The following is a 20,450-nucleotide window of genomic DNA, read 5'->3' as shown; positions in this document are numbered from 1 at the left end:
TCCGGTAACCGGGAGAAGGACCAGGTATGGCTGCGCTGAGCTTGAAGGGCGTCAGGAAATCCTACGACGGCAAGCAGCACGTGCTGCACGGCATCGACGTGGAGATCGCCGACGGCGAATTCATCGTGCTGGTCGGCCCGTCGGGCTGCGGCAAGTCGACGCTGCTGCGGATGATCGCGGGGCTCGAGACGGTGACGGACGGCGAAATCGCGATCGGCGATCGCGTGGTCAACGCGCTGGAGCCGAAGGATCGCGACATCGCGATGGTGTTCCAGAACTACGCGCTGTATCCGCACATGACGGTCGCGCAGAACATGGGCTACGGGCTGAAGATTCGCGGCGTCGAGCGCGCGACGATCGACGAGCGGGTGGCCGCGGCGGCGAAGATCCTCGAGCTCGAGCCGCTGCTCGCGCGGCGGCCGCGCGAGCTGTCGGGCGGCCAGCGCCAGCGCGTCGCGATGGGGCGTGCGATCGTGCGCGAGCCGTCGGTGTTCCTGTTCGACGAGCCGCTGTCGAACCTCGACGCGAAGCTGCGCGTGCAGATGCGCCTCGAGATCCAGCGGCTGCATGCGCGGCTCGCGACCACGAGCGTGTACGTGACGCACGACCAGATCGAGGCGATGACGCTGGCGCAGCGCGTGATCGTGATGAACCGCGGCTACGCGGAGCAGATCGGCGCGCCGGTCGACGTGTACGAGAAGCCGGCGACGGTGTTCGTCGCCGGCTTCATCGGCTCGCCGGCGATGAATCTGATGCACGGCGCGCTGTCGGCGGACGGCGCGACGTTCACGGTCGCGGGCGGCGGCCCGGCGCTGCCGGTGGCCGGCGCACCGGGCGTCGGCACGACGATCGCCACCGGTCGCGACTGGGTGCTCGGCGTGCGGCCGGAGCATATGACGCCGCAGCCGGGCGTCGCCCAGGCGACGTTGCCGGTCGATTCGTGCGAGCTGCTCGGCGCGGACAACCTCGCGCACGGCCGCTGGGGCAACCACGACGTCGCGGTGCGGCTGCCGCACGCGGACCGTCCGGCGCGCGGCACCGCGCTGGCTGCGTCGTTGCCTGCGCACCGGCTGCACTTCTTCGATCCCGAAACCGGCCGGCGCGCCGGCTGACCCGACGAACCTCCGAACGAGCGACGAGGCTGACGATGACTTCCCGACCCGACTGGCCCTATCCGCGCGTCGTCGCCCATCGCGGCGGCGGCACGCTCGCGCCGGAGAACACGCTTGCCGCGCTCGACGAGGGCGCGCGGCGCGGCCACCGGATGGTCGAATTCGACGCGAAGCTGTCCGGCGACGACGTGACGTTCCTGCTGCACGACGACACGGTCGATCGCACGTCCGACGGAAGCGGGCCGGCGGCGGGCATGCGCTATGCGGCGCTCGCCGCGCTCGACGCCGGCGCGTGGTTCGACGCGCGCTTTGCCAGCGAGCGGATGCCGACGCTCGAGGCGGCGGCGGCGCGCTGCATGACGCTCGGGCTGGCCGCGAACGTCGAGATCAAGCCGTGCCCCGGCCGAGAATCCGACACCGGGCGGCGGGTGGCCGCCGATGCGGCGGCGTACTGGCACGGCGCCGCCGTGCCGCCGCTGCTGTCGTCGTTCTCGTTCGATGCACTGCGGCACGCGCGCGACGCGGCGCCCGCGCTGCCGCGCGGCATGCTGTACGAGCGCGTGCCCGACGACTGGCACGCGCAGGCCGTCGGCGCGCTCGACTGCACGTCGTTGCATGCGGACCACACGCAATTGAGCGAGCCGCTCGTGCGGGCAATCAAGGCGGCCGGCCTGCGCATCCTGGTTTACACGGTGAACGACCTCGGCAGGGCGCGCGAGCTCGTGCGCTGGGGCGTGGACGCGATCTGCACCGACCGCATCGACCTGATCGGCCCGACGGCGCTCGACGACATCGTGTAAGCCCGCGCGAGCCCAATTCGTTTCGCGTTTCGCCAGCGTGCCTGACGCGAAAAAACGACGCCCCGGCGGTTTCCCGCCGGGGCGTTTTGCATCGTGGAGACGTTACGCTCGGAAAAATCCGCTACAAATTGCAGCAGGATTAACCATTCCCCAAATATTCGACTACGCTTAGAAGCGGTAGCCGACGTTCACGTACGTGACGATCGGGTTCAGCGCGATGCGAGCCTTCGACGTCTCGGTCAGCGTGCCGACCTGGGTGCGGCGGGCGGTCGTGAACGTGGCGGTGACGCTCACCGGCACGTACGAGATCGACAGCCCGGCGAACCAGTGCTTCGTGAAGTTGTACGAGAAGCCGGCGTTGAACACGGGCGCCCACTGGTTGCTCGTGGTGGCGCTGGTCGGGCCGCCGAGCACGCCGTTCTCGAAGGTGCTGTTGGTGATCTTCGCGCCGGTGAACCAGACGTAGGTAGCGCCGACGCCGATGTACGGCCGGAACTTCGCGTTGGCGTCGTTGAAGTGGTAGCGCAGCAACACCGCCGGACTCCACTGGTATGCCCGGCCGAGCACGCCGAAGCGCGAGAACTGACCCTTGCCGGTGATGTCGAACTTCGGCGGTATGCCGAGAACGAATTCGGTGGAGATGTGGTCGGTAAGGAAGTAGCCGGATGCGAAGCCGAGCGTATCGGCGTCGTTGATGCCGGCGCCGGTGTTGGGAACGGATTGATTGACGGGCGTGCCGCCGACGCCGTACACGAACAGCGGGTCGCTGCTGTCTTGCGGTGACAGGTGGAACCAGCCGGTGCTGACGTAGAAATCACCTGCGGATTGTGCGTGTGCCGTGCCGCCTGCGGCCGCGAATGCGAGCGCAGCGGCCCCCGTAATGGCCAGTTTTCGTTTCATTGTGTCTCCTCCGATCAAAGGCGTGCTCATTATGACGACTGCGTTTAAAACCAAACAAGCTCGTAAGTTAGAGCTTTCTCCCTAGGATCCGCACGACCGTACGCTTTCGCGCCCCGCAGGGACAGGCATTCTACGCAAATGCGTAATTCGGACCCCAGGGTATTTCCTAACGCGTTCAAACGGACATTCAGCATGGCACGGTTAGCACGACTCTATGTTCCCGACCAGCCTCAGCACGTGATACTGCGCGGGCTGGATCAGCAACCCGCGTTCGTCGACGACCAGGACTACGAACTCTTCATCGATTGTCTGAAGGCGGCGGCACGCGATCACCATCTTTCGGTGCACGCGTACGTGCTGCTGCCGCGTCAGGTGCAGTTGCTCGTCACGCCGAGCGACGAGGCGAGCCTGCCGAAGGCGATGCAGGCCGTCGGCCGCCGCTACGTCGCGCACTTCAACCGGCGCTACTCGCGTCGCGGCACGTTGTGGGAAGGCCGCTACCGCGCGACGGTGATCGAAGGCGAGCGCTATTTCCTGCTCGCGAGCCGCGTGGTCGAGATGAGCCCGGTGCGCTCGCAGCTGGTGGCGACGGCCGACGCGTATCGATGGTCGAGCTACCGGCACCACGTGGGCCTGACCGTCGACAGCCTGATTACCGACCACCCGCTCTACTGGGCGCTCGGCAACACGCCGTTCGACCGTCAGCGCGCGTACAAGGAGCTGTGCGAACAACCGCTCGACGAGCGGCAGGCCGATCAGCTTCAGCAGGCGACGCTGAAAGGCTGGGTGCTCGGCGGCGACAACTACCGCGAGTGGGCCGCCCGCACCGCGAACCGGCGCGTGTCGCCGCTGCCGCGCGGACGCCCCAGAAAGGTGCGCGAAAACACGCCGCCGGCCCAGCAGTAGCGCCGGGGAGGCGGGCGGGGAGCGGCGCTGCGTGCGCCGCTTCTTTTTGCACCAAATCGTTACGGCCCCAATAAATAGGCACCACATCTGAGCATCTGTTTAATTGGGGTTCGATCATCCGGTTTTTGTTGCTATTCCCTTGATTCGTCGCGTATATTCCGAATTCCGGTGGCCCGGGCGCATGCAGCATGCCCAACCACCGTCGGCCGTGCCGTCTCCTGCCGGAGCGGGATCGACGGCAACAGAAAAATGGTTCAACGGCCCTCGAGGCCCCTTTACGACGGTGTCCCCATGAACGACCACCAGAAGCCGCTCGCCGCGGTGCCCGCCGCACAAGGTCTGTACGACCCGCAAAACGAACACGACGCCTGTGGCGTCGGCTTCGTCGCTCACATCAAGGGCAAGAAGAGCCACGAGATCATTCAGCAGGGCCTGAAGATCCTCGAGAACCTCGATCACCGGGGCGCCGTCGGCGCCGATCCGCTGATGGGCGACGGCGCGGGCATCCTGATCCAGATCCCGGACGCGTTCTATCGCGAGGAAATGTCGAAGCAGGGCGTGACGCTGCCGCCGGCCGGCGAATACGGGGTCGGCATGATCTTCCTGCCGAAGGAAAACGCGTCGCGCCTCGCCTGCGAGCAGGAGCTCGAGCGCACCGTGCGCGCCGAAGGCCAGGTCGTGCTCGGCTGGCGCGACGTGCCGGTCGACCATGCGATGCCGATCTCGCCGACCGTGAAGGCGAGCGAGCCGCTGATCCGCCAGATCTTCATCGGCCGCGGCAAGGACATCATGGTGACGGATGCGCTGGAGCGTAAGCTGTACGTGATCCGCAAGACCGCCAGCCACCGCATCCAGGCGCTGAAGCTCAAGCACGGCAAGGAATATTTCGTGCCGTCGATGTCGGCGCGCACCATCGTGTACAAGGGGCTGCTGCTCGCCGGCCAGGTCGGCGTGTATTACCGCGACCTGCAGGACGCGCGCGTCGTGTCGGCGCTCGCGCTCGTGCACCAGCGCTTCTCGACCAACACGTTCCCGGCCTGGGAACTCGCTCACCCGTACCGGATGATCGCGCACAACGGCGAGATCAACACCGTGAAGGGCAACGTGAACTGGCTGAACGCGCGTACCGGCGCGATCGCGTCGCACGTGCTCGGCGACGATCTGCCGAAGCTGTGGCCGCTGATCTATCCGGGCCAGTCCGACACCGCATCGTTCGACAACTGTCTCGAACTGCTGGTGATGGCCGGCTATCCGCTCGTGCACGCAGTGATGATGATGATCCCGGAAGCATGGGAGCAGCACACGCTGATGGACGAGAACCGCCGCGCGTTCTACGAATACCACGCCGCGATGATGGAGCCGTGGGACGGCCCGGCCGCGATCGCGTTCACCGACGGCCGCCAGATCGGCGCGACGCTCGACCGCAACGGCCTGCGCCCGGCGCGCTACATCGTGACCGACGACGATCTCGTGATCATGGCGTCGGAAGCCGGCACGCTGCCGATCCCCGAATCGAAGATCGTCAAGAAGTGGCGCCTGCAGCCGGGCAAGATGTTCCTGATCGACATGGAGCACGGCCGCATCATCGACGACAAGGAGCTCAAGGACAACCTCGCGAACGCGAAGCCGTACAAGAGCTGGATCGACGCCGTGCGCATCAAGCTCGACGAAATCGAGCCGAAGGCCGAGGACGTGGCGGCCGGCCGCACGCAGGGCGCCGCGCTGCTCGACCGTCAGCAGGCGTTCGGCTATACGCAGGAAGACCTGAAGTTCCTGATGGCGCCGATGGCGGCGCAGGGTGAGGAAGCCGTCGGCTCGATGGGCAACGACTCGCCGCTCGCGGTGATGTCGAACAAGAACAAGACGCTCTATCACTACTTCAAGCAGCTGTTCGCGCAGGTCACGAACCCGCCGATCGACCCGATCCGCGAGAACATGGTGATGTCGCTCGTGTCGTTCATCGGCCCGAAGCCGAACCTGCTCGACACCAACAACATCAACCCGCCGATGCGTCTCGAAGTGTCGCAGCCGGTGCTCGACTTCAAGGACATCGCGAAGATCCGCGCGATCGACCAGTACACGGGCGGCAAGTTCAGCGCGTACGAGCTGAACATCTGCTATCCGGTCGCATGGGGCAAGGAAGGCATCGAGGCGCGCCTCGCGTCGCTGTGCGCCGAAGCCGTCGACGCGGTGAAGTCCGGCTACAACATGCTGATCGTGTCGGACCGCAAGACCGATGCCGACCACGTCGCGATTCCGGCGCTGCTCGCCACGTCGGCGATCCACACGCACCTCGTCCAGCAAGGGCTGCGCACGAGCACGGGCCTCGTCGTCGAGACGGGCTCCGCGCGCGAGACGCACCACTTCGCGCTGCTCGCCGGCTACGGCGCGGAAGCCGTGCACCCGTACCTCGCGATGGAAACGCTCGCGAAGATGGCCGAAGGCCTGCCGGGCGACCTGTCGCCGGAGAAGGCGATCTACAACTTCACGAAGGCGGTCGGCAAGGGCCTTCAGAAAGTGATGTCGAAGATGGGCATCTCGACGTACATGTCGTACACGGGCGCGCAGATCTTCGAAGCGCTCGGCCTGTCGAGCGACCTCGTCGAGAAGTACTTCAAGGGCACGGCATCGAAGGTCGGCGGCATCGGCCTGTTCGAAGTCGCGGAAGAAGCGATCCGCCTGCACCGCGATGCGTTCGGCGACAACCCGGTGCTGCGCGACATGCTCGACGCGGGCGGCGAGTACGCCTACCGCGTGCGCGGCGAAGACCACATGTGGACGCCGGATTCGATCGCGAAGCTCCAGCACGCGACGCGCAGCAACTCGTACCAGACGTACAAGGAATACGCGCACCTGATCAACGACCAGACCAAGCGCCACATGACGTTGCGCGGCCTGTTCGAGTTCAAGGTCGACCCGACCCGTGCGATCCCGATCGACGACGTCGAGCCGGCGAAGGAAATCGTCAAGCGTTTCGCGACGGGAGCGATGTCGCTCGGCTCGATCAGCACCGAAGCGCACGCGACGCTCGCGATCGCGATGAACCGGATCGGCGGCAAGTCGAACACCGGCGAAGGCGGCGAGGACGACAAGCGCTACCGCAACGAACTGCGCGGCATTCCGATCAAGGCGGGCGAGACGCTGAAGTCGGTGATCGGCGACGAGATCGTCAGCGACATTCCGCTGAAGGACGGCGATTCGCTGCGCTCGAAGATCAAGCAGGTCGCGTCGGGCCGCTTCGGTGTCACCGCCGAGTACCTCGCGTCGGCCGACCAGATCCAGATCAAGATGGCGCAGGGCGCGAAGCCGGGCGAAGGCGGCCAGCTGCCGGGCCACAAGGTGTCCGAGTACATCGGCAAGCTGCGTTATTCGGTGCCGGGCGTCGGCCTGATCTCGCCGCCGCCGCACCACGACATCTACTCGATCGAGGATCTGGCGCAGCTGATCCACGACCTGAAGAACGTCAACCCGAGCTCGAGCATCTCGGTGAAGCTGGTGTCGGAAGTCGGCGTCGGCACGGTTGCGGCCGGTGTCGCGAAGGCGAAGGCCGACCACGTCGTGATCGCCGGCCATGACGGCGGCACCGGCGCGTCGCCGCTGTCGTCGGTCAAGCATGCGGGCACGCCGTGGGAACTCGGCCTCGCCGAAACGCAGCAGACGCTGGTGCTGAACCGCCTGCGCGGCCGCATCCGCGTGCAGGCCGACGGCCAGATGAAGACGGGCCGTGACGTCGTGATCGGCGCGCTGCTCGGCGCGGACGAATTCGGCTTCGCGACGGCGCCGCTGGTCGTCGAAGGCTGCATCATGATGCGCAAGTGCCATCTGAACACGTGCCCGGTCGGCGTCGCGACGCAGGATCCGGTGCTGCGCGCGAAGTTCAAGGGCCAGCCCGAGCACGTCGTGAACTACTTCTTCTTCGTCGCCGAGGAAGTGCGCGAGATCATGGCGCAGCTCGGCATCGCGAAGTTCGACGACCTGATCGGCCGCCCCGACCTGCTCGACACCCGCAAGGGCATCGAGCACTGGAAGGCGAAGGGCCTCGACTTCTCGCGCGTGTTCTATCAGCCGGAAGGCTGCGAGGACGTCGCCCGCCGCCACGTCGAAGGGCAGGACCACGGCCTCGAGCGCGCGCTCGACCACGTGCTGATCGAGAAGGCGAAGGCCGCGATCGAGAACGGCGAGCATGTGTCGTTCATCCAGCCGGTGCGCAACGTGAACCGGACGGTCGGCGCGATGCTGTCGGGCGTGATCGCGAAGAAGCACGGCCACGACGGCCTCGCCGACGACGCCGTGCACATCCAGCTGAAAGGCACGGCCGGCCAGAGCTTCGGCGCGTTCCTCGCGAAGGGCGTGACGCTCGACCTCGTCGGCGACGGCAACGACTACGTCGGCAAGGGCCTGTCGGGCGGGCGGATCATCATCCGTCCGACCAACGACTTCCGCGGCAAGTCCGAAGAGAACATCATCTGCGGCAACACGGTGATGTACGGCGCGCTCGAAGGCGAGGCATTCTTCCGCGGCGTCGCGGGCGAGCGCTTCTGCGTGCGCAACTCGGGCGCGACGGCGGTCGTCGAAGGCACGGGCGACCACGGCTGCGAATACATGACGGGCGGCACGGTGGTCGTGCTCGGCGAAACCGGGCGCAACTTCGCGGCCGGCATGTCGGGCGGCGTCGCGTACATCTACGATCCGGAAGGCACGTTCGCGGCGAAGTGCAACAAGGCGATGGTCGCGCTCGATCCGGTGCTGCAGCAGGCCGAGCAGGAGCGCACGGTCGATCGCGCGCTCTGGCACGCGGGCACGACGGACGAAGCGCTGCTCAAGGGGCTCGTCGAGCGTCATTTCCAGTTCACGGGTTCGCCGCGCGCGAAGTCGCTGCTGGAAAACTGGGACGCGGCGCGCCGCCAGTTCGTGAAGGTGTTCCCGAACGAATACAAGCGCGCGCTGGGCGAGATCGGTGCGAAGAAGGCGGCGAAGCAAGCGCTGGCCGCCTGAGCGACGAACGACATAGCGAATGCCGCGCGCGCCTGACGGCTGCGCGCGGCTCCCCCACCCGATACACCGAACAGAAGAGCACCTTATGGGCAAGGCAACCGGTTTTCTGGAGTTCGAACGCCGCCACGAGGCGTACGAAGCACCGCTCACGCGCGTGAAGCACTACAAGGAATTCGTCGCGGCGCTGACCGACGCGGACGCGAAGGTCCAGGGCGCGCGCTGCATGGATTGCGGCATCCCGTTCTGCAACAACGGCTGCCCGGTCAACAACGTCATTCCGGACTTCAACGATCTCGTTTACCGCCAGGACTGGCAGCAGGCGATCGAAGTCCTGCATTCGACCAACAACTTCCCGGAGTTCACGGGCCGGATCTGCCCGGCGCCGTGCGAGGCGGCGTGCACGCTGGGGATCAACAACGATCCGGTCGGCATCAAGTCGATCGAGCACGCGATCATCGACAAGGCCTGGGCCGAAGGCTGGGTGAAGCCGCAGCCGGCCGAGCACAAGACGGGCAAGAAGGTCGCGGTCGTCGGCTCGGGCCCCGCGGGCCTCGCGGCCGCGCAGCAGCTCGCGCGCGCCGGCCATGACGTAACGGTGTTCGAGAAGAACGATCGCGTCGGCGGGCTGCTGCGTTACGGGATCCCCGACTTCAAGCTGGAGAAGTGGCTGATCGACCGCCGCATGCGCCAGATGGAAGCCGAAGGCGTGACGTTCCGCACCAGCGTGTTCATCGGCAAGGAGCCGCTGCCCGAGTCGATCGGCAACCTCGCGAAGGAAACCATTTCGCCGGACACGCTGAAGGAAGAATTCGACGCGGTCGTGATCGCGGGCGGTTCGGAAACGCCGCGCGACCTGCCGGTGCCGGGCCGCGAGCTCGCCGGCGTCCATTTCGCGATGGACTTCCTGCCGCAGCAGAACCGCGTGAACGCCGGCGACAAGCTCACCGACCAGCTGCTCGCGAAGGGCAAGCACGTGATCGTGATCGGCGGCGGCGATACGGGTTCGGACTGCGTCGGCACGTCGAACCGTCACGGCGCGAAGCAGGTCACGCAGTTCGAACTGCTGCCGCAGCCGCCGGAAGAGGAGAACAAGCCGCTCGTGTGGCCGTACTGGCCGATCAAGCTGCGCACGTCGTCGTCGCACGAGGAAGGCTGCGAGCGCGATTGGGCGGTCGCGACGAAGCGCCTCGAAGGCAAGAACGGCAAGGTCGAGAAGCTGATCGCGGTGCGCGTCGAGTGGAAGGACGGCAAGATGCAGGAAGTGCCGGGCTCCGAGTTCGAGATGAAGGCCGACCTCGTGCTGCTCGCAATGGGCTTCACGCAGCCGGCGGCGCCGGTGCTCGACGCGTTCGGCGTCGCGAAGGACGCGCGCGGCAATGCGCGTGCTGCCACCGAAGGCGAGCGCTCGTACTACACGTCGGTCGACAAGGTGTTCGCGGCCGGCGACATGCGCCGCGGCCAGTCGCTCGTCGTGTGGGCGATCCGCGAAGGCCGCCAGTGCGCGCGCTCGGTCGATGCGTACCTGATGGGGCATTCGGAACTGCCGCGCTGATTTCGGCCGCGAGCAGGTTTCGACGAGACGGGCGTCCGCGAGGGCGCCCGTTTTTTTATGGCAGCCGACCGCCCGTGGTGCGCGGTCGCATCGCGCGCGTCGACGCATCTTCGCGATGCGTCGCCTAATCTGATCACATCGGGTCGCGATGTCATGCGAGCGCCGATCGTTTCCGTTTGCGGTTTTCGGGCGGGCTGCCCGATCCGATCATGTCGTCCCGACGGCGGCGTTCGCGCGGCCGGCGCATATGACCGAGCCCTGTAGAAGGATTGAGGATGAGCGCATCCGTGCCTGGTCTGTTCAACGCCGTCTACGGGATCGTGCCGGCGATGGCGGTCGTCAACTTCGTTGTGATCCTCTCGCCCGGCAAGCATGCGCGTGCCGCGTGGGGAGACTATCGCCGGCAGCGCATCGCTAAGCCGGCGTTCGCGCGCCACACGATCCCGGCACGCGCATGCGTGCTGCCGGCCGGCGCCGATGCGCTGGCCGACACGCGCATCGCGGCGCGCGAATCATGAACGGCGACCGGCTCCGTGCATTCGTCGCGCTGATGCCCGATCGGGCATCGAGCGACGCGCTGCATGCGTTGCCGGTCACGCGCGGCGCACGCCGCACGCCGGCGGCCCAACTTCACGTGACGCTTGCGTTCATCGGCGCGATCGAGCGCCCGCGGTGCGACCTGCTGGCCGCGCGTCTGCCGGCGCTCGCGGCCGCCCACGCGCTGCCGCTGCAGCCGGTCGAGCGGATCGCATGGTGGCCGAGCCTGCCGCGCGCCAGGCTGATCGTGGCCGAACTCGCGGCCGATCCCGCGTGCGCGGCGCTGAACGCGGCGTTGTCTGCGGTGTTGCGCGAGCTCGGCGTGCCGGCCGATCACCGGCCGTTCCGGCCGCACGTGACGCTCGCACGGCTGCCGCGCGACGCGGACGGGCAGCCCGCGCATGGCGGCGCGATCGGCCGGCCGCTCGCGCTGCGCTTCGACGCGCTGACGTTGTTCGAAAGCCGGTTGTCGCACGAAGGCGTGTCGCATGTGCCGATCGTGTCGGCGCCGATCGCGGCTGCGGGCGGGTAGGGCAGAAGGGACGGCGAGCCGGTGCAGCGCGCCGGCTCGTTGCTTCGCTGCATAACGAGTGCAGCGCTAGTCAGGAATGCTGCGCCATGCAGGAGCGCAGCGTTACAGGGCGCTACGCGGCAACCTTGTCGTCGTCGTTCACGCGCTCGACGTTGATCGTGCCGACGTGGAACTCAGCCAGCGCCTCGCGATGCGCGATGCTGACGATCGCCGCTTTCGGCAGCCGTTCGGCGAACAAGTGATAGAGCCGCGCTTCGTTGTCGGCGTCGAGCGCGCTCGTCGCTTCGTCGAGGAACAGGAAGTCGGGCTTGTGCAGCAGCACGCGCGCACCCGCGAGCCGCTGCTGTTCGCCCGGCGACAGCACGCGCGTCCAGTGGCCGGTTTCGTCCAGACGGTCGACGTAGCCTTCGAGGTGGCACGCGCGCAGCGCGTCGCGGCATGCGTCGTCGGTGAAGGCATCGGGCGCGGCCGGATAGGTGAGTGCGGCCTTCAGCGTGCCGATCGGCAGATAGCTCGTCTGCGGCACGAACATCAACCGCGCGCCGACCGGCGCGTCGATCGCGCCGTCGCCGAACGGCCACAGGCCCGCGAGCGCGCGGATGAAGGTGCTCTTGCCGGAACCCGACTTGCCGACCACCAGCCAGCGCGAGCCCGGCTCGATCGTCACGTTGCCGATGTTCGCGAGCGCGGTGCCGTTCGGCAGCGCGAGCTTCAGCGACGACGTCGACAGCTTCGCCGCATCGACGTAGTGCAGGTTGATGCCGCCGTGCTCGGTCGCGGGCGACAGGCTTTCCTTCAGATGCGACGTGCCCATCACGCGCTTGAATTCGCGCAGACGGTTGACGGTCGCGCGCCATTCGACGAGGGTGCCGTAGCTGTTGATGAACCACGAGAACGAATCGCTGACGCGACTGAATGTGTCCGCGATCTGCATCATCGTACCGAACGAAAATGCACCGGCAAAATAGACGGGCGCGGCGGCGATATACGGAAACACATTTGCGATCGTGCTGTAGAAGTTCAATACAAAATTGAGCCGCCTCGTGTACTTCATGAAGGCCCACCAGTTTTCGCGGATACGTTCAAAAAGAGTGCGCGCGTGCGCCTCCTCAAACGCAGAGCCATCGTAGAAGGCGATTTGCTCCGCGTTTTCGCGAACTCGGATGAGGCCAAAGCGCAGATCGGCCTCGACGCGTTGTTGCTGATAGCCGATTGAGATCAGAGGACGTCCCGCTTTTTGTATCAAGTACGAGCCGAATAGCGCATAGATCACCGCCACCCACACCATATACCCGGGAATAACGAGCGTTGTACCGCCGATGGGCAGTGTCAGGGGACCGGCAAGTGTCCAAAGAATGGCAGTGAACCAAACCAGGGTGACGAACGTGGACAGCAAATCGAGGGACAGCGCCAGCGTCGTCGTTGCAAACGACTGAAGATCGTCCGAGATCCGCTGGTCCGGGTTGTCGGCGAGGTGGTCTCGCTCAATGCGATAGAACGCTCGTCCGTTCAACCACTCATCCAGAAAACGATGTGTGAGCCACTGTCGCCAGCGGAAGCCCAGCATCTGACGCAGGTAGCGGCTGTAGACGAACAGGACGATCGACGCGAATGCCAGGCCGCCGAACTGCAGCATCAAATGGGGGAAGTGGTGAGCGTCCTTTGCTTGCAGCGCGTTGTTGAACTTACCGTACCAGGAGTTGAACAGGACGGTGAGCCATACGCTGGCAAGATTCATCGCGACGATCGTGATCAACAGCCCCCACGCGATCTTCCATTCGGACGACACCCAGTAGGGCTTGATGAGGCTCCACGCGGATACCGGGCGCTCGTCCTGCGGCGCGGCGTCGGAGCGGACGGGATCGATCGATTGGGTCATGTGCTTCCTGGTGAGTGGCCGGCGCGCGGGCCGGGCGGACCGGACGCGCGCCGCGATACGAGATGCCGGCGACGAGGTGCCGACCGACAGCGGGCGTCGGGATGGTCGCCCGCGCGCCTTAAACAGCACTTAAGGCCGGCGGTGACGCGGCAACCGGCCGCTCGCGCAGCCGGCCTGCGGGCATTGTGCCAGAGCGGCGCGCTGCGACGGGCGAATTTGCCGCACGGGGACAGTTTGCGGCGCTTTCCGCTTTTATGGTCTAATGGCCGACGACGAAACAGGGGTGCTTCGAGTGCGGCCATGGGTAGTTCCGGGCAACGCTGCGAGGCTGAGAAAGACCCTTCGCACCCGATCCGGGTAATACCGGCGAGGGAAGTTTCTGATCCCGCCGGGCCGCGCTGGCCGCCATCCCACATGGTCAGCGTCCGAGTCCCGCCCGGCCGGCCTTTGCTGCCGGTTTCGTCCTTTTGGGTACGCGCATCGCGCGTTACGGAAGGAATGATGACCGCTCAATCTTCAGTCTTTTTCGCTGTTCCCGATCCGCTGCCGCGTGCGTCTGCACGAGGCGGCGCGCACGCGCCTGCGTCGGCCGTTCAGGCCCGCGCGCTTCGCATGGAGGGCGCACGATGAATCTCCGCACGTCGAACCTCGGCGCGTCGCGCCCGGATTTCGCGGTACTCGGCGGCGGCCTCGTCGGCCGCCTGGTCGCCTGGCGACTCGCCGGCGACGGGCATCGCGTCGCCCTGTACGAGCGCGGCGGCCCCGACGGCGAGCAGTCGGCCGCATGGATCGCCGCCGCGATGCTCGCGCCCGTCGCCGAGGCGGCGAGCGCCGAGCTGCTGATCACCGAGCTCGGTGTCGCGTCGCTCGCGCGCTGGCCGCAATGGCTCGCCGAGTTGCCGGAACCCGTGTTCTTCCAGCATCGCGGCACGCTGGTCGTCTGGCATCACGCCGATCGCGCGGAAGCGCCGCTGTTCGAGCGCCGCGTGCGCGCGAACGCGCCGGCCGAGCTGTTCGACGGCGGCTTCGTGGCGCTGGCCGGCGCGCAGGTGGATGCGGCCGAGCCCGCGCTCGCCGGCCGCTTCGCGCGCGGCCTGATGCTGCCGCGCGAAGGGCAGCTCGACAACCGGCAGGCGCTGCACGCGCTGGCGGCCGGCCTCGCGCAACGCAGCGTCGAGCTGCACTGGCACGCGACGATCGACGACGCGAACCGTCCCGACGCGCATTTCACGATCGATTGCCGCGGGCTCGGCGCGAAACCGGCGCTGCCGGCGCTGCGCGGCATCCGCGGCGAAGTCGCGCGCGTGCACGCGCCCGGCATCGGCCTCACGCGGCCGGTGCGGCTGCTGCATCCGCGCTATCCGCTGTACATCGCGCCGAAGCAGGACGACCTGTACGTGATCGGCGCGACCGAGGTGGAAGGCGAGGACATGTCGCCCGTCAGCGTGCGCTCGGCGCTCGAGCTGCTGAGCGCGGCGTTCTCCGTGCACCCGGCGTTCGGCGAGGCGCGCATCCTCGAACTGAATTCGCAGTGCCGCCCGACGCTGCCCGATCACCGCCCCGCGGTGATCTGGGACGGCGCGACGACGCTCGCGGTCAACGGCCTGTACCGGCACGGCTTCATGATCGCGCCGGAAGTCGCGCAGGCGGCCGCCGCGCTCGCGCAGGCGGCGCTCGGCGGCGCGTTCGCCGATGCCGACGCGTTTGCCGCGTGGCGCGACGCCGCGCGCTGGCCGACGCTCCTTCATCACCGCGACGACGCGCGCCAGCCGGCCTGACGCGCGCCGCCGACCGAATCCGACCGAGCCTCATGGATATCCAGATCAACCAGCAGACCCTGACGCTGCCCGACGGCGCGACCGTCGCCGATGCGCTCGCCGCGTACGGCGCGCGCCCGCCGTACGCGGTCGCGCTGAACGGCACGTTCGTCGCGCGCACGCAGCATGCGGCGCGCGCACTCGCGGCGGGCGACAAGCTCGACGTGGTGCATCCCGTCGCAGGCGGCTGAGCGTCGCCGCGTTGCCCCCGCTCTTCCAGGAAAACGACATGACGTCCCACACTTCCGCCGACGCACTCACGCTCTACGGCGCAACCTTCGCAAGCCGCGTACTGCTCGGCACGTCGCGCTATCCGTCGCTGCAGTCGCTGTCCGATTCGATCGACGCGTCGCGCCCCGGGATGGTGACCGTCGCGCTGCGCCGGCAGATGACGGGCGGCACCGCCGAGGCCGGCTTCTTCGATCTGCTCAAGCGCCACGCGGTGCCGCTGCTGCCGAACACGGCCGGCTGCCAGACCGTCGCCGAGGCCGTGACGACCGCGCACATGGCGCGCGAGGTGTTCGACACCGACTGGATCAAGCTGGAGCTGATCGGCGACGACTACACGCTGCAGCCCGACCCGGTCGGGCTGATCGAGGCAGCCGCGCAACTGGTCAAGGACGGCTTCAAGGTGCTTCCGTACTGCACCGAGGATCTCGTGATCGGCCGCCGCCTGCTCGACGTCGGCTGCGAGGCGCTGATGCCGTGGGGCGCGCCGATCGGCACCGGCAAGGGCGTCGTGAACCCGTACGGGCTGCGCGTGCTGCGCGAACGGCTGCCCGACGTGCCGCTGATCGTCGACGCCGGGCTCGGCGTGCCGTCGCATGCGTGCCAGGTGATGGAGTGGGGCTTCGACGGCGTGCTGCTGAACACGGCCGTGTCGCAGGCCACGCATCCGGAGATCATGGCGCGTGCGTTCGCGCAGGGCGTCGAAGCCGGCCGCGCCGCATACCTGGCCGGCCCGATGGACGCGCGCGAGACCGCGCATGCGAGCACGCCGGTCGTCGGCATGCCGTTCTGGCACCAGGACGGAGGCGGCGCATGAGCGCGCGCTTCGCCGACGCGTTCTGGCCGCCGGCCGACGAACTGGCCGAGGCGGCCGAGCGGATTCGCGCGCGCCTGGGCGACTGGCCGGCCGCGGCGACGCCGTGGCGCATCTGCGTCGCCGCGCCGGACGTGCCGGCCGACGGCGACGTGCTGATCGTGTCGGCCGGCGACCGGGCGGCCCAGGTGCGCGCGTCGGCCGCATCGCGCCCGGCGTCCGCCGACGCGGTCGCGATCGAATTCGACGAGCGCGGCGCGGTGCTGCATGCCGCCGGCGCGCGCCATGCGCTCGAAGGTGCCCATCCGCTCGCCGACGACTGGATCGCCGCGCTCGCGGCGTTCCTCGATTGCGGCTTCGCGCCGCTCGACGCGCTGGTGCTCGCGCTGGCGTGGCGCGACGGCGACGAAACCGGCGACGCGGACCCCTGGCCCGTCGACCCGGCACGATTCCCGCGCGTAGCCGGCCTGCCGGCCGCGCCGGAGCCCGCGTTCCCGCCGTGTCCGGCGCAACTGGGCCTGTATCCGGTGGTGCCCGACGCCGAATGGGTCGAACGCCTGCTCGATTGCGGCGTGCGCACCGTGCAGCTGCGGGTCAAGGGCGCGACTCCGGACGCGCTGCGCCGCGAGATCGCGCGCGCGGTGGCAGCAGGCCGGCGCTATCCGGATGCGCGCGTGTTCATCAACGATCACTGGCAGATCGCCGTAGAAGAAGGCGCGTACGGCGTACATCTGGGCCAGGAAGACCTCGACACGGCCGATCTCGCGACCATCGCGCGGGCCGGCCTGCGGCTCGGACTGTCGAGCCACGGTTATTACGAGATGTTGCGCGCGTTGCACGAGCGCCCGAGCTATCTGGCGCTCGGTCCCGTGTTCGCGACCGCGACCAAGGCGGTCGCCGCGCCGCCGCAGGGCCTCGCGCGGATCGCGCGCTATGCACGCTTCGCGGCGGCCCACGCGCCGCTGGTGGCGATCGGCGGCGTCAGCCTGGAGGCGCTGCCGGACGTGCTGGCGACGGGCGTCGGCAGCGTCGCGGTGGTCAGCGCCATCACGGGCGCGGCCGATTATCGGGCGGCGGTTATTGCGTTGCAGCAATGGTTTGCCCGACAATTTGACAATCGTTGACCGCAGGGCTCGAAACGCCGTCGCGACATCATTCCGATGCAGGCCCTATAATTCGGCGTTCTGCGTAAAAGGACTGTCAGCTCCGTGAGCCCCACTCCTCCCGACACACTGCTGGAACTTCGCGACGTCGACTTCGGCTACGGCGACCGCCTCGTGCTGTCGAACCTGAACATGCGCTTCGGGCGCGGCCGGGTCGTGGCCGTGATGGGCGGGTCGGGTTGCGGCAAGACGACCGTGCTGCGGCTGATCGGCGGCCTGGTGCGCGCGAGCCGCGGCCAGGTGCTGTTCGACGGCGCCGACGTCGGCGCCCAGACGCGCGATGGCCTGTACGCGCTGCGCCGCAAGATGGGCATGCTGTTCCAGTTCGGCGCGCTGTTTACCGACATGTCGGTGTTCGAGAACGTCGCGTTCGCGCTGCGTGAGCACACCGACCTGCCCGACGACCTGATCCGCGATCTCGTGCTGATGAAGCTGAACGCGGTCGGGCTGCGCGGCGCCCGCGACCTGATGCCGTCCGAGGTATCGGGCGGGATGGCGCGACGCATCGCGCTCGCGCGCGCGATCGCGCTCGATCCCGAGCTGATCATGTACGACGAGCCGTTCGCCGGCCTCGATCCGATCTCGCTCGGCATCACCGCGAACCTGATCCGCACGCTGAACGAGGCGCTCGGCGCGACGTCGATCCTCGTCACGCACGACGTGCCCGAATCGTTCGCGATCGCCGACTACGTGTACTTCCTGGCCAATGGCGGCGTGCTCGCGCAGGGCACGCCGGCCGAGCTGCGCGCATCGACCGATCCGAGCGTGCGCCAGTTCATCGACGGCGCGCCGGACGGCCCGTACAAATTTCATTACACGAGCGCGCCGCTGGCGGCGGATTTCGGGCTCGGCGGAGGACGCGCATGATCAGCGCGATCGGACGTTACGTCATCGGCGGCCTCGAGCGCGCGGGCTACGGCACGCGGTTGTTCGTGCGCCTCGTGCTGGAATTCTTCCCGCTGCTGCGCCGGCCTCGGCTCGTCACCAAGCAGATCCACTTCCTCGGCAACTACTCGTTCGTGATCATCGCCGTGTCGGGGCTGTTCGTCGGCTTCGTGCTCGGGCTGCAGGGCTACTACACGCTGAATCGCTACGGGTCCGAGCAGGCACTCGGGCTGCTCGTCGCGCTGTCGCTGGTGCGCGAGCTGGGGCCGGTCGTGACCGCGCTGCTGTTCGCGGGCCGCGCCGGCACGTCGCTGACCGCCGAAATCGGCCTGATGAAGGCCGGCGAACAGCTGACCGCGCTCGAGATGATGGCCGTCGACCCGCTGAAGACGGTGATCGCGCCGCGCCTGTGGGCCGGCATCATCGCGATGCCGCTGCTCGCGGCGATCTTCAACGCGGTCGGCGTGCTCGGCGGCTATTTCGTCGGCGTGGTGCTGATCGGCGTCGATCCGGGCGCGTTCTGGTCGCAGATGCAGGGCGGTGTCGAGGTCTGGGCCGACGTCGGCAACGGCGTGATCAAGAGCATCGTGTTCGGGTTCGCCGTCACCTTCATTGCGCTGTTTCAGGGGTATGAAGCGAAGCCCACGCCCGAGGGCGTGTCGCGCGCGACGACCAAGACGGTCGTGTTCGCGTCGCTCGCCGTACTCGGCCTCGATTTCCTGCTGACCGCGCTGATGTTCAGCTAAGCCTCAGCCAAGCCAAATTTTGGAATGACGATGAAAAAGACTGCTCTCGACTTCTGGGTCGGCCTGTTCGTGGTGGTGGGCTTCCTTGCCGTGCTGTTCCTTGCGCTCAAGGTCGGCAACATGAGCTCGCTGTCGTTTCAGCCGACCTACTCGGTGCGGATGAAATTCGACAACATCGGCGGGCTGAAGCCGCGCGCGGCCGTGAAGAGCGCGGGCGTCGTGGTCGGCCGCGTGAAGTCGGTCGGCTTCGACACCAACACGTACCAGGCGGTCGTGACGATCGACGTCGACGGCCAATACCAGTTCCCGAAGGATTCGTCGGCGAAGATCCTGACGTCCGGGCTGCTCGGCGAGCAGTACATCGGCCTCGATCCGGGCGGCGACACGGAAATGTTGAAGTCGGGCGATACGATCACGATGACGCAGTCGGCGATCGTGCTCGAGAACCTGATCGGCCAGTTCCTGTACAGCAAGGCGGCCGACGCGGGCGGCGCGAAGCCCGCCGCCGCGGCGCCGGCTGCACCGGCCGCGCCCGCACCCGCACCGGTGGCGGTGCCGGCCTCCGCGGTGTCCGGCTCGGCCGCCCAATAACCACACGAGAACAAGACAAGAGGGTAATGACCATGCAGACGATCCGCATCAGACATGCCGCGCTGGCCGTGGCGGCAGTCGCCGCGTTGAGCGGTTGCGCGACCGTGCAGACGCCGACCAAGGGCGATCCGCTCGAGGGCTTCAACCGGTCGATGTACAAGTTCAACGACACCGTCGACACGTACGCGCTGAAGCCGGTGGCGAAGGGCTATCAGTACGTGGTGCCGCAGCCGGTGCGCGACAGCGTGACCAACTTCTTCTCGAACATCGGCGACGTCTACATCGCCGCGAACAACATCGTGCAGCTGCGCATCGCCGACGGGGTGGGCGACATCATGCGGGTCGTGATCAACACGGTGTTCGGCGTCGGCGGCCTGTTCGACGTCGCGACGGTCGCGAAACTGCCGAAGCACACGGCCGACTTCGGCGTCACGATGGGCCGCTACGGCGTGCCGGCCGGCCCGTACCTGGTGCTGCCGCTGCTCGGCCCGAGCACGCTGCGCGACACGGCCGGCCTCGGCGTCGACTACATCGGCAACCCGCTCACCTACGTGAAGCCGGACGGATTGAGCTGGGGCCTGTTCGGCGTGAACCTCGTGAACACGCGTGCGAACCTGCTCGGCGCAGGCGACGTGCTCGACGCGGCCGCGCTCGACAAGTATTCGTTCGTCCGCAACGCGTATCTGCAGCGCCGCCAGATGCTGATCAACAACGCTCGCGGCGAAGCCGCCACGGCGTCGGGCAGCGATGCGCTGCCGAAGTACGACCTGCCGGACGACGGCGCGGCTCCGGCTACCGCCGGCGCCGCAGCCGTCGGCGGCGCGACCGCGCCGGCCGGTGCGTCGGGCGCGGCGATTGCGGCACCGGCATCCGGCGCCGCCGAGGCGCCGAACCCGGCGAGCGCGACGAACGTGCCGGCGATGCAGATGACGCCGCCGTCGCCGGGCGGCTTCCGCTTCCCGAGCATCAAGCTGCACTGAGAAGCTGCACTGA

Annotated in this window: 17 protein-coding genes and 1 riboswitch; of the genes, 15 read left to right on the top strand and 2 right to left on the bottom strand. The window is 67.8% G+C overall.

Annotation, left to right across the window (positions count from 1 at the left end; genetic code table 11):
• The first annotated feature begins 26 nt into the window (after positions 1–26).
• Both AK36_RS12120 and ugpQ read left to right on the top strand, forming a co-directional pair.
• Positions 27–1,112, top strand: coding sequence for a sn-glycerol-3-phosphate import ATP-binding protein UgpC (locus AK36_RS12120; RefSeq protein ID WP_011883031.1), 1,086 nt, complete (start codon positions 27–29; stop codon positions 1,110–1,112).
• 35 nt (positions 1,113–1,147) lie between these two features.
• Positions 1,148–1,912: a glycerophosphodiester phosphodiesterase gene (ugpQ, locus tag AK36_RS12115; RefSeq protein WP_045578588.1), complete on the top strand. Its 765-nt coding sequence runs from the start codon at positions 1,148–1,150 to the stop codon at positions 1,910–1,912.
• A 168-nt stretch (positions 1,913–2,080) separates the two neighbouring features.
• Here ugpQ and AK36_RS12110 read toward each other — a convergent pair whose 3' ends face one another.
• Entirely contained in the window at positions 2,081–2,812 is a 732-nt protein-coding gene (locus AK36_RS12110) for an OmpW/AlkL family protein (RefSeq protein WP_045578587.1), read from the bottom strand.
• Between the two features lie 192 nt (positions 2,813–3,004).
• Here AK36_RS12110 and AK36_RS12105 point away from each other — a divergent pair, with 192 nt between their 5' ends.
• The 5 genes from AK36_RS12105 (at position 3,005) to thpR (ending at position 11,334) form a co-directional block, all read left to right on the top strand.
• Complete coding sequence (locus AK36_RS12105) at positions 3,005–3,718, top strand: transposase (protein ID WP_034194003.1); 714 nt, start codon at positions 3,005–3,007, stop codon at positions 3,716–3,718.
• 291 nt (positions 3,719–4,009) lie between these two features.
• Positions 4,010–8,713, top strand: a complete 4,704-nt coding sequence (locus tag AK36_RS12100) for a glutamate synthase-related protein (RefSeq protein ID WP_011883035.1) — start codon at positions 4,010–4,012, stop codon at positions 8,711–8,713.
• A gap of 85 nt (positions 8,714–8,798) precedes the next feature.
• The gene (locus tag AK36_RS12095) at positions 8,799–10,265 is read left to right on the top strand and encodes a glutamate synthase subunit beta (RefSeq protein WP_011883036.1); all 1,467 of its coding nucleotides are present in this window, start codon (positions 8,799–8,801) and stop codon (positions 10,263–10,265) included.
• 275 nt (positions 10,266–10,540) lie between these two features.
• Positions 10,541–10,783 carry a hypothetical protein gene (locus AK36_RS12090; protein WP_014722302.1) on the top strand — a complete coding sequence of 81 codons (243 nt, stop codon included), beginning with the start codon at positions 10,541–10,543 and terminating at the stop codon, positions 10,781–10,783.
• Positions 10,780–11,334: an RNA 2',3'-cyclic phosphodiesterase gene (gene thpR / locus AK36_RS12085; protein ID WP_034194001.1), complete on the top strand. Its 555-nt coding sequence runs from the start codon at positions 10,780–10,782 to the stop codon at positions 11,332–11,334. The genes AK36_RS12090 and thpR overlap by 4 nt, the downstream gene beginning before the upstream one ends.
• A 112-nt stretch (positions 11,335–11,446) precedes the next feature.
• Here thpR and AK36_RS12080 read toward each other — a convergent pair whose 3' ends face one another.
• Positions 11,447–13,213, bottom strand: a complete 1,767-nt coding sequence (locus AK36_RS12080) for an ABC transporter ATP-binding protein/permease (RefSeq protein ID WP_045578586.1) — start codon at positions 13,211–13,213, stop codon at positions 11,447–11,449.
• Positions 13,214–13,482: 269 nt separating this feature from the next.
• A riboswitch (TPP riboswitch) is annotated at positions 13,483–13,605 on the top strand.
• A 234-nt stretch (positions 13,606–13,839) separates the two neighbouring features.
• Here AK36_RS12080 and AK36_RS12075 point away from each other — a divergent pair.
• The 8 genes from AK36_RS12075 (at position 13,840) to AK36_RS12040 (ending at position 20,437) form a co-directional block, all read left to right on the top strand.
• Positions 13,840–14,991: an FAD-dependent oxidoreductase gene (locus AK36_RS12075; protein WP_045578585.1), complete on the top strand. Its 1,152-nt coding sequence runs from the start codon at positions 13,840–13,842 to the stop codon at positions 14,989–14,991.
• 32 nt (positions 14,992–15,023) lie between these two features.
• Positions 15,024–15,221, top strand: a complete 198-nt coding sequence (gene thiS / locus AK36_RS12070) for a sulfur carrier protein ThiS (RefSeq protein WP_011883040.1) — start codon at positions 15,024–15,026, stop codon at positions 15,219–15,221.
• 38 nt (positions 15,222–15,259) lie between these two features.
• Positions 15,260–16,075, top strand: coding sequence for a thiazole synthase (locus tag AK36_RS12065; protein WP_011883041.1), 816 nt, complete (start codon positions 15,260–15,262; stop codon positions 16,073–16,075).
• Positions 16,072–17,196 carry a thiamine phosphate synthase gene (thiE, locus tag AK36_RS31025; protein WP_045578584.1) on the top strand — a complete coding sequence of 375 codons (1,125 nt, stop codon included), beginning with the start codon at positions 16,072–16,074 and terminating at the stop codon, positions 17,194–17,196. Before AK36_RS12065 ends, thiE begins: the two co-directional genes overlap by 4 nt.
• An 84-nt stretch (positions 17,197–17,280) precedes the next feature.
• On the top strand, positions 17,281–18,102 hold the full coding sequence (locus AK36_RS12055) for an ABC transporter ATP-binding protein (protein WP_011883043.1): 822 nt from the start codon (positions 17,281–17,283) through the stop codon (positions 18,100–18,102).
• Complete coding sequence (mlaE, locus tag AK36_RS12050) at positions 18,099–18,866, top strand: lipid asymmetry maintenance ABC transporter permease subunit MlaE (protein ID WP_011883044.1); 768 nt, start codon at positions 18,099–18,101, stop codon at positions 18,864–18,866. The genes AK36_RS12055 and mlaE overlap by 4 nt, the downstream gene beginning before the upstream one ends.
• A gap of 24 nt (positions 18,867–18,890) precedes the next feature.
• A complete protein-coding gene (mlaD, locus tag AK36_RS12045; RefSeq protein ID WP_034193998.1) occupies positions 18,891–19,457 on the top strand; it encodes an outer membrane lipid asymmetry maintenance protein MlaD in 567 nt (188 codons plus the stop codon).
• Between the two features lie 32 nt (positions 19,458–19,489).
• The gene (locus AK36_RS12040; RefSeq protein WP_011883046.1) at positions 19,490–20,437 is read left to right on the top strand and encodes an MlaA family lipoprotein; all 948 of its coding nucleotides are present in this window, start codon (positions 19,490–19,492) and stop codon (positions 20,435–20,437) included.
• Positions 20,438–20,450 lie beyond the last annotated feature (13 nt).

The organism is Burkholderia vietnamiensis LMG 10929 (assembly GCF_000959445.1).
Taxonomy (GTDB): Bacteria; Pseudomonadota; Gammaproteobacteria; order Burkholderiales; family Burkholderiaceae; genus Burkholderia; species Burkholderia vietnamiensis.
The sequence above is the reverse complement of the archived record's forward strand: the minus strand, read 5'-3'. Positions and strand labels throughout refer to the sequence as shown.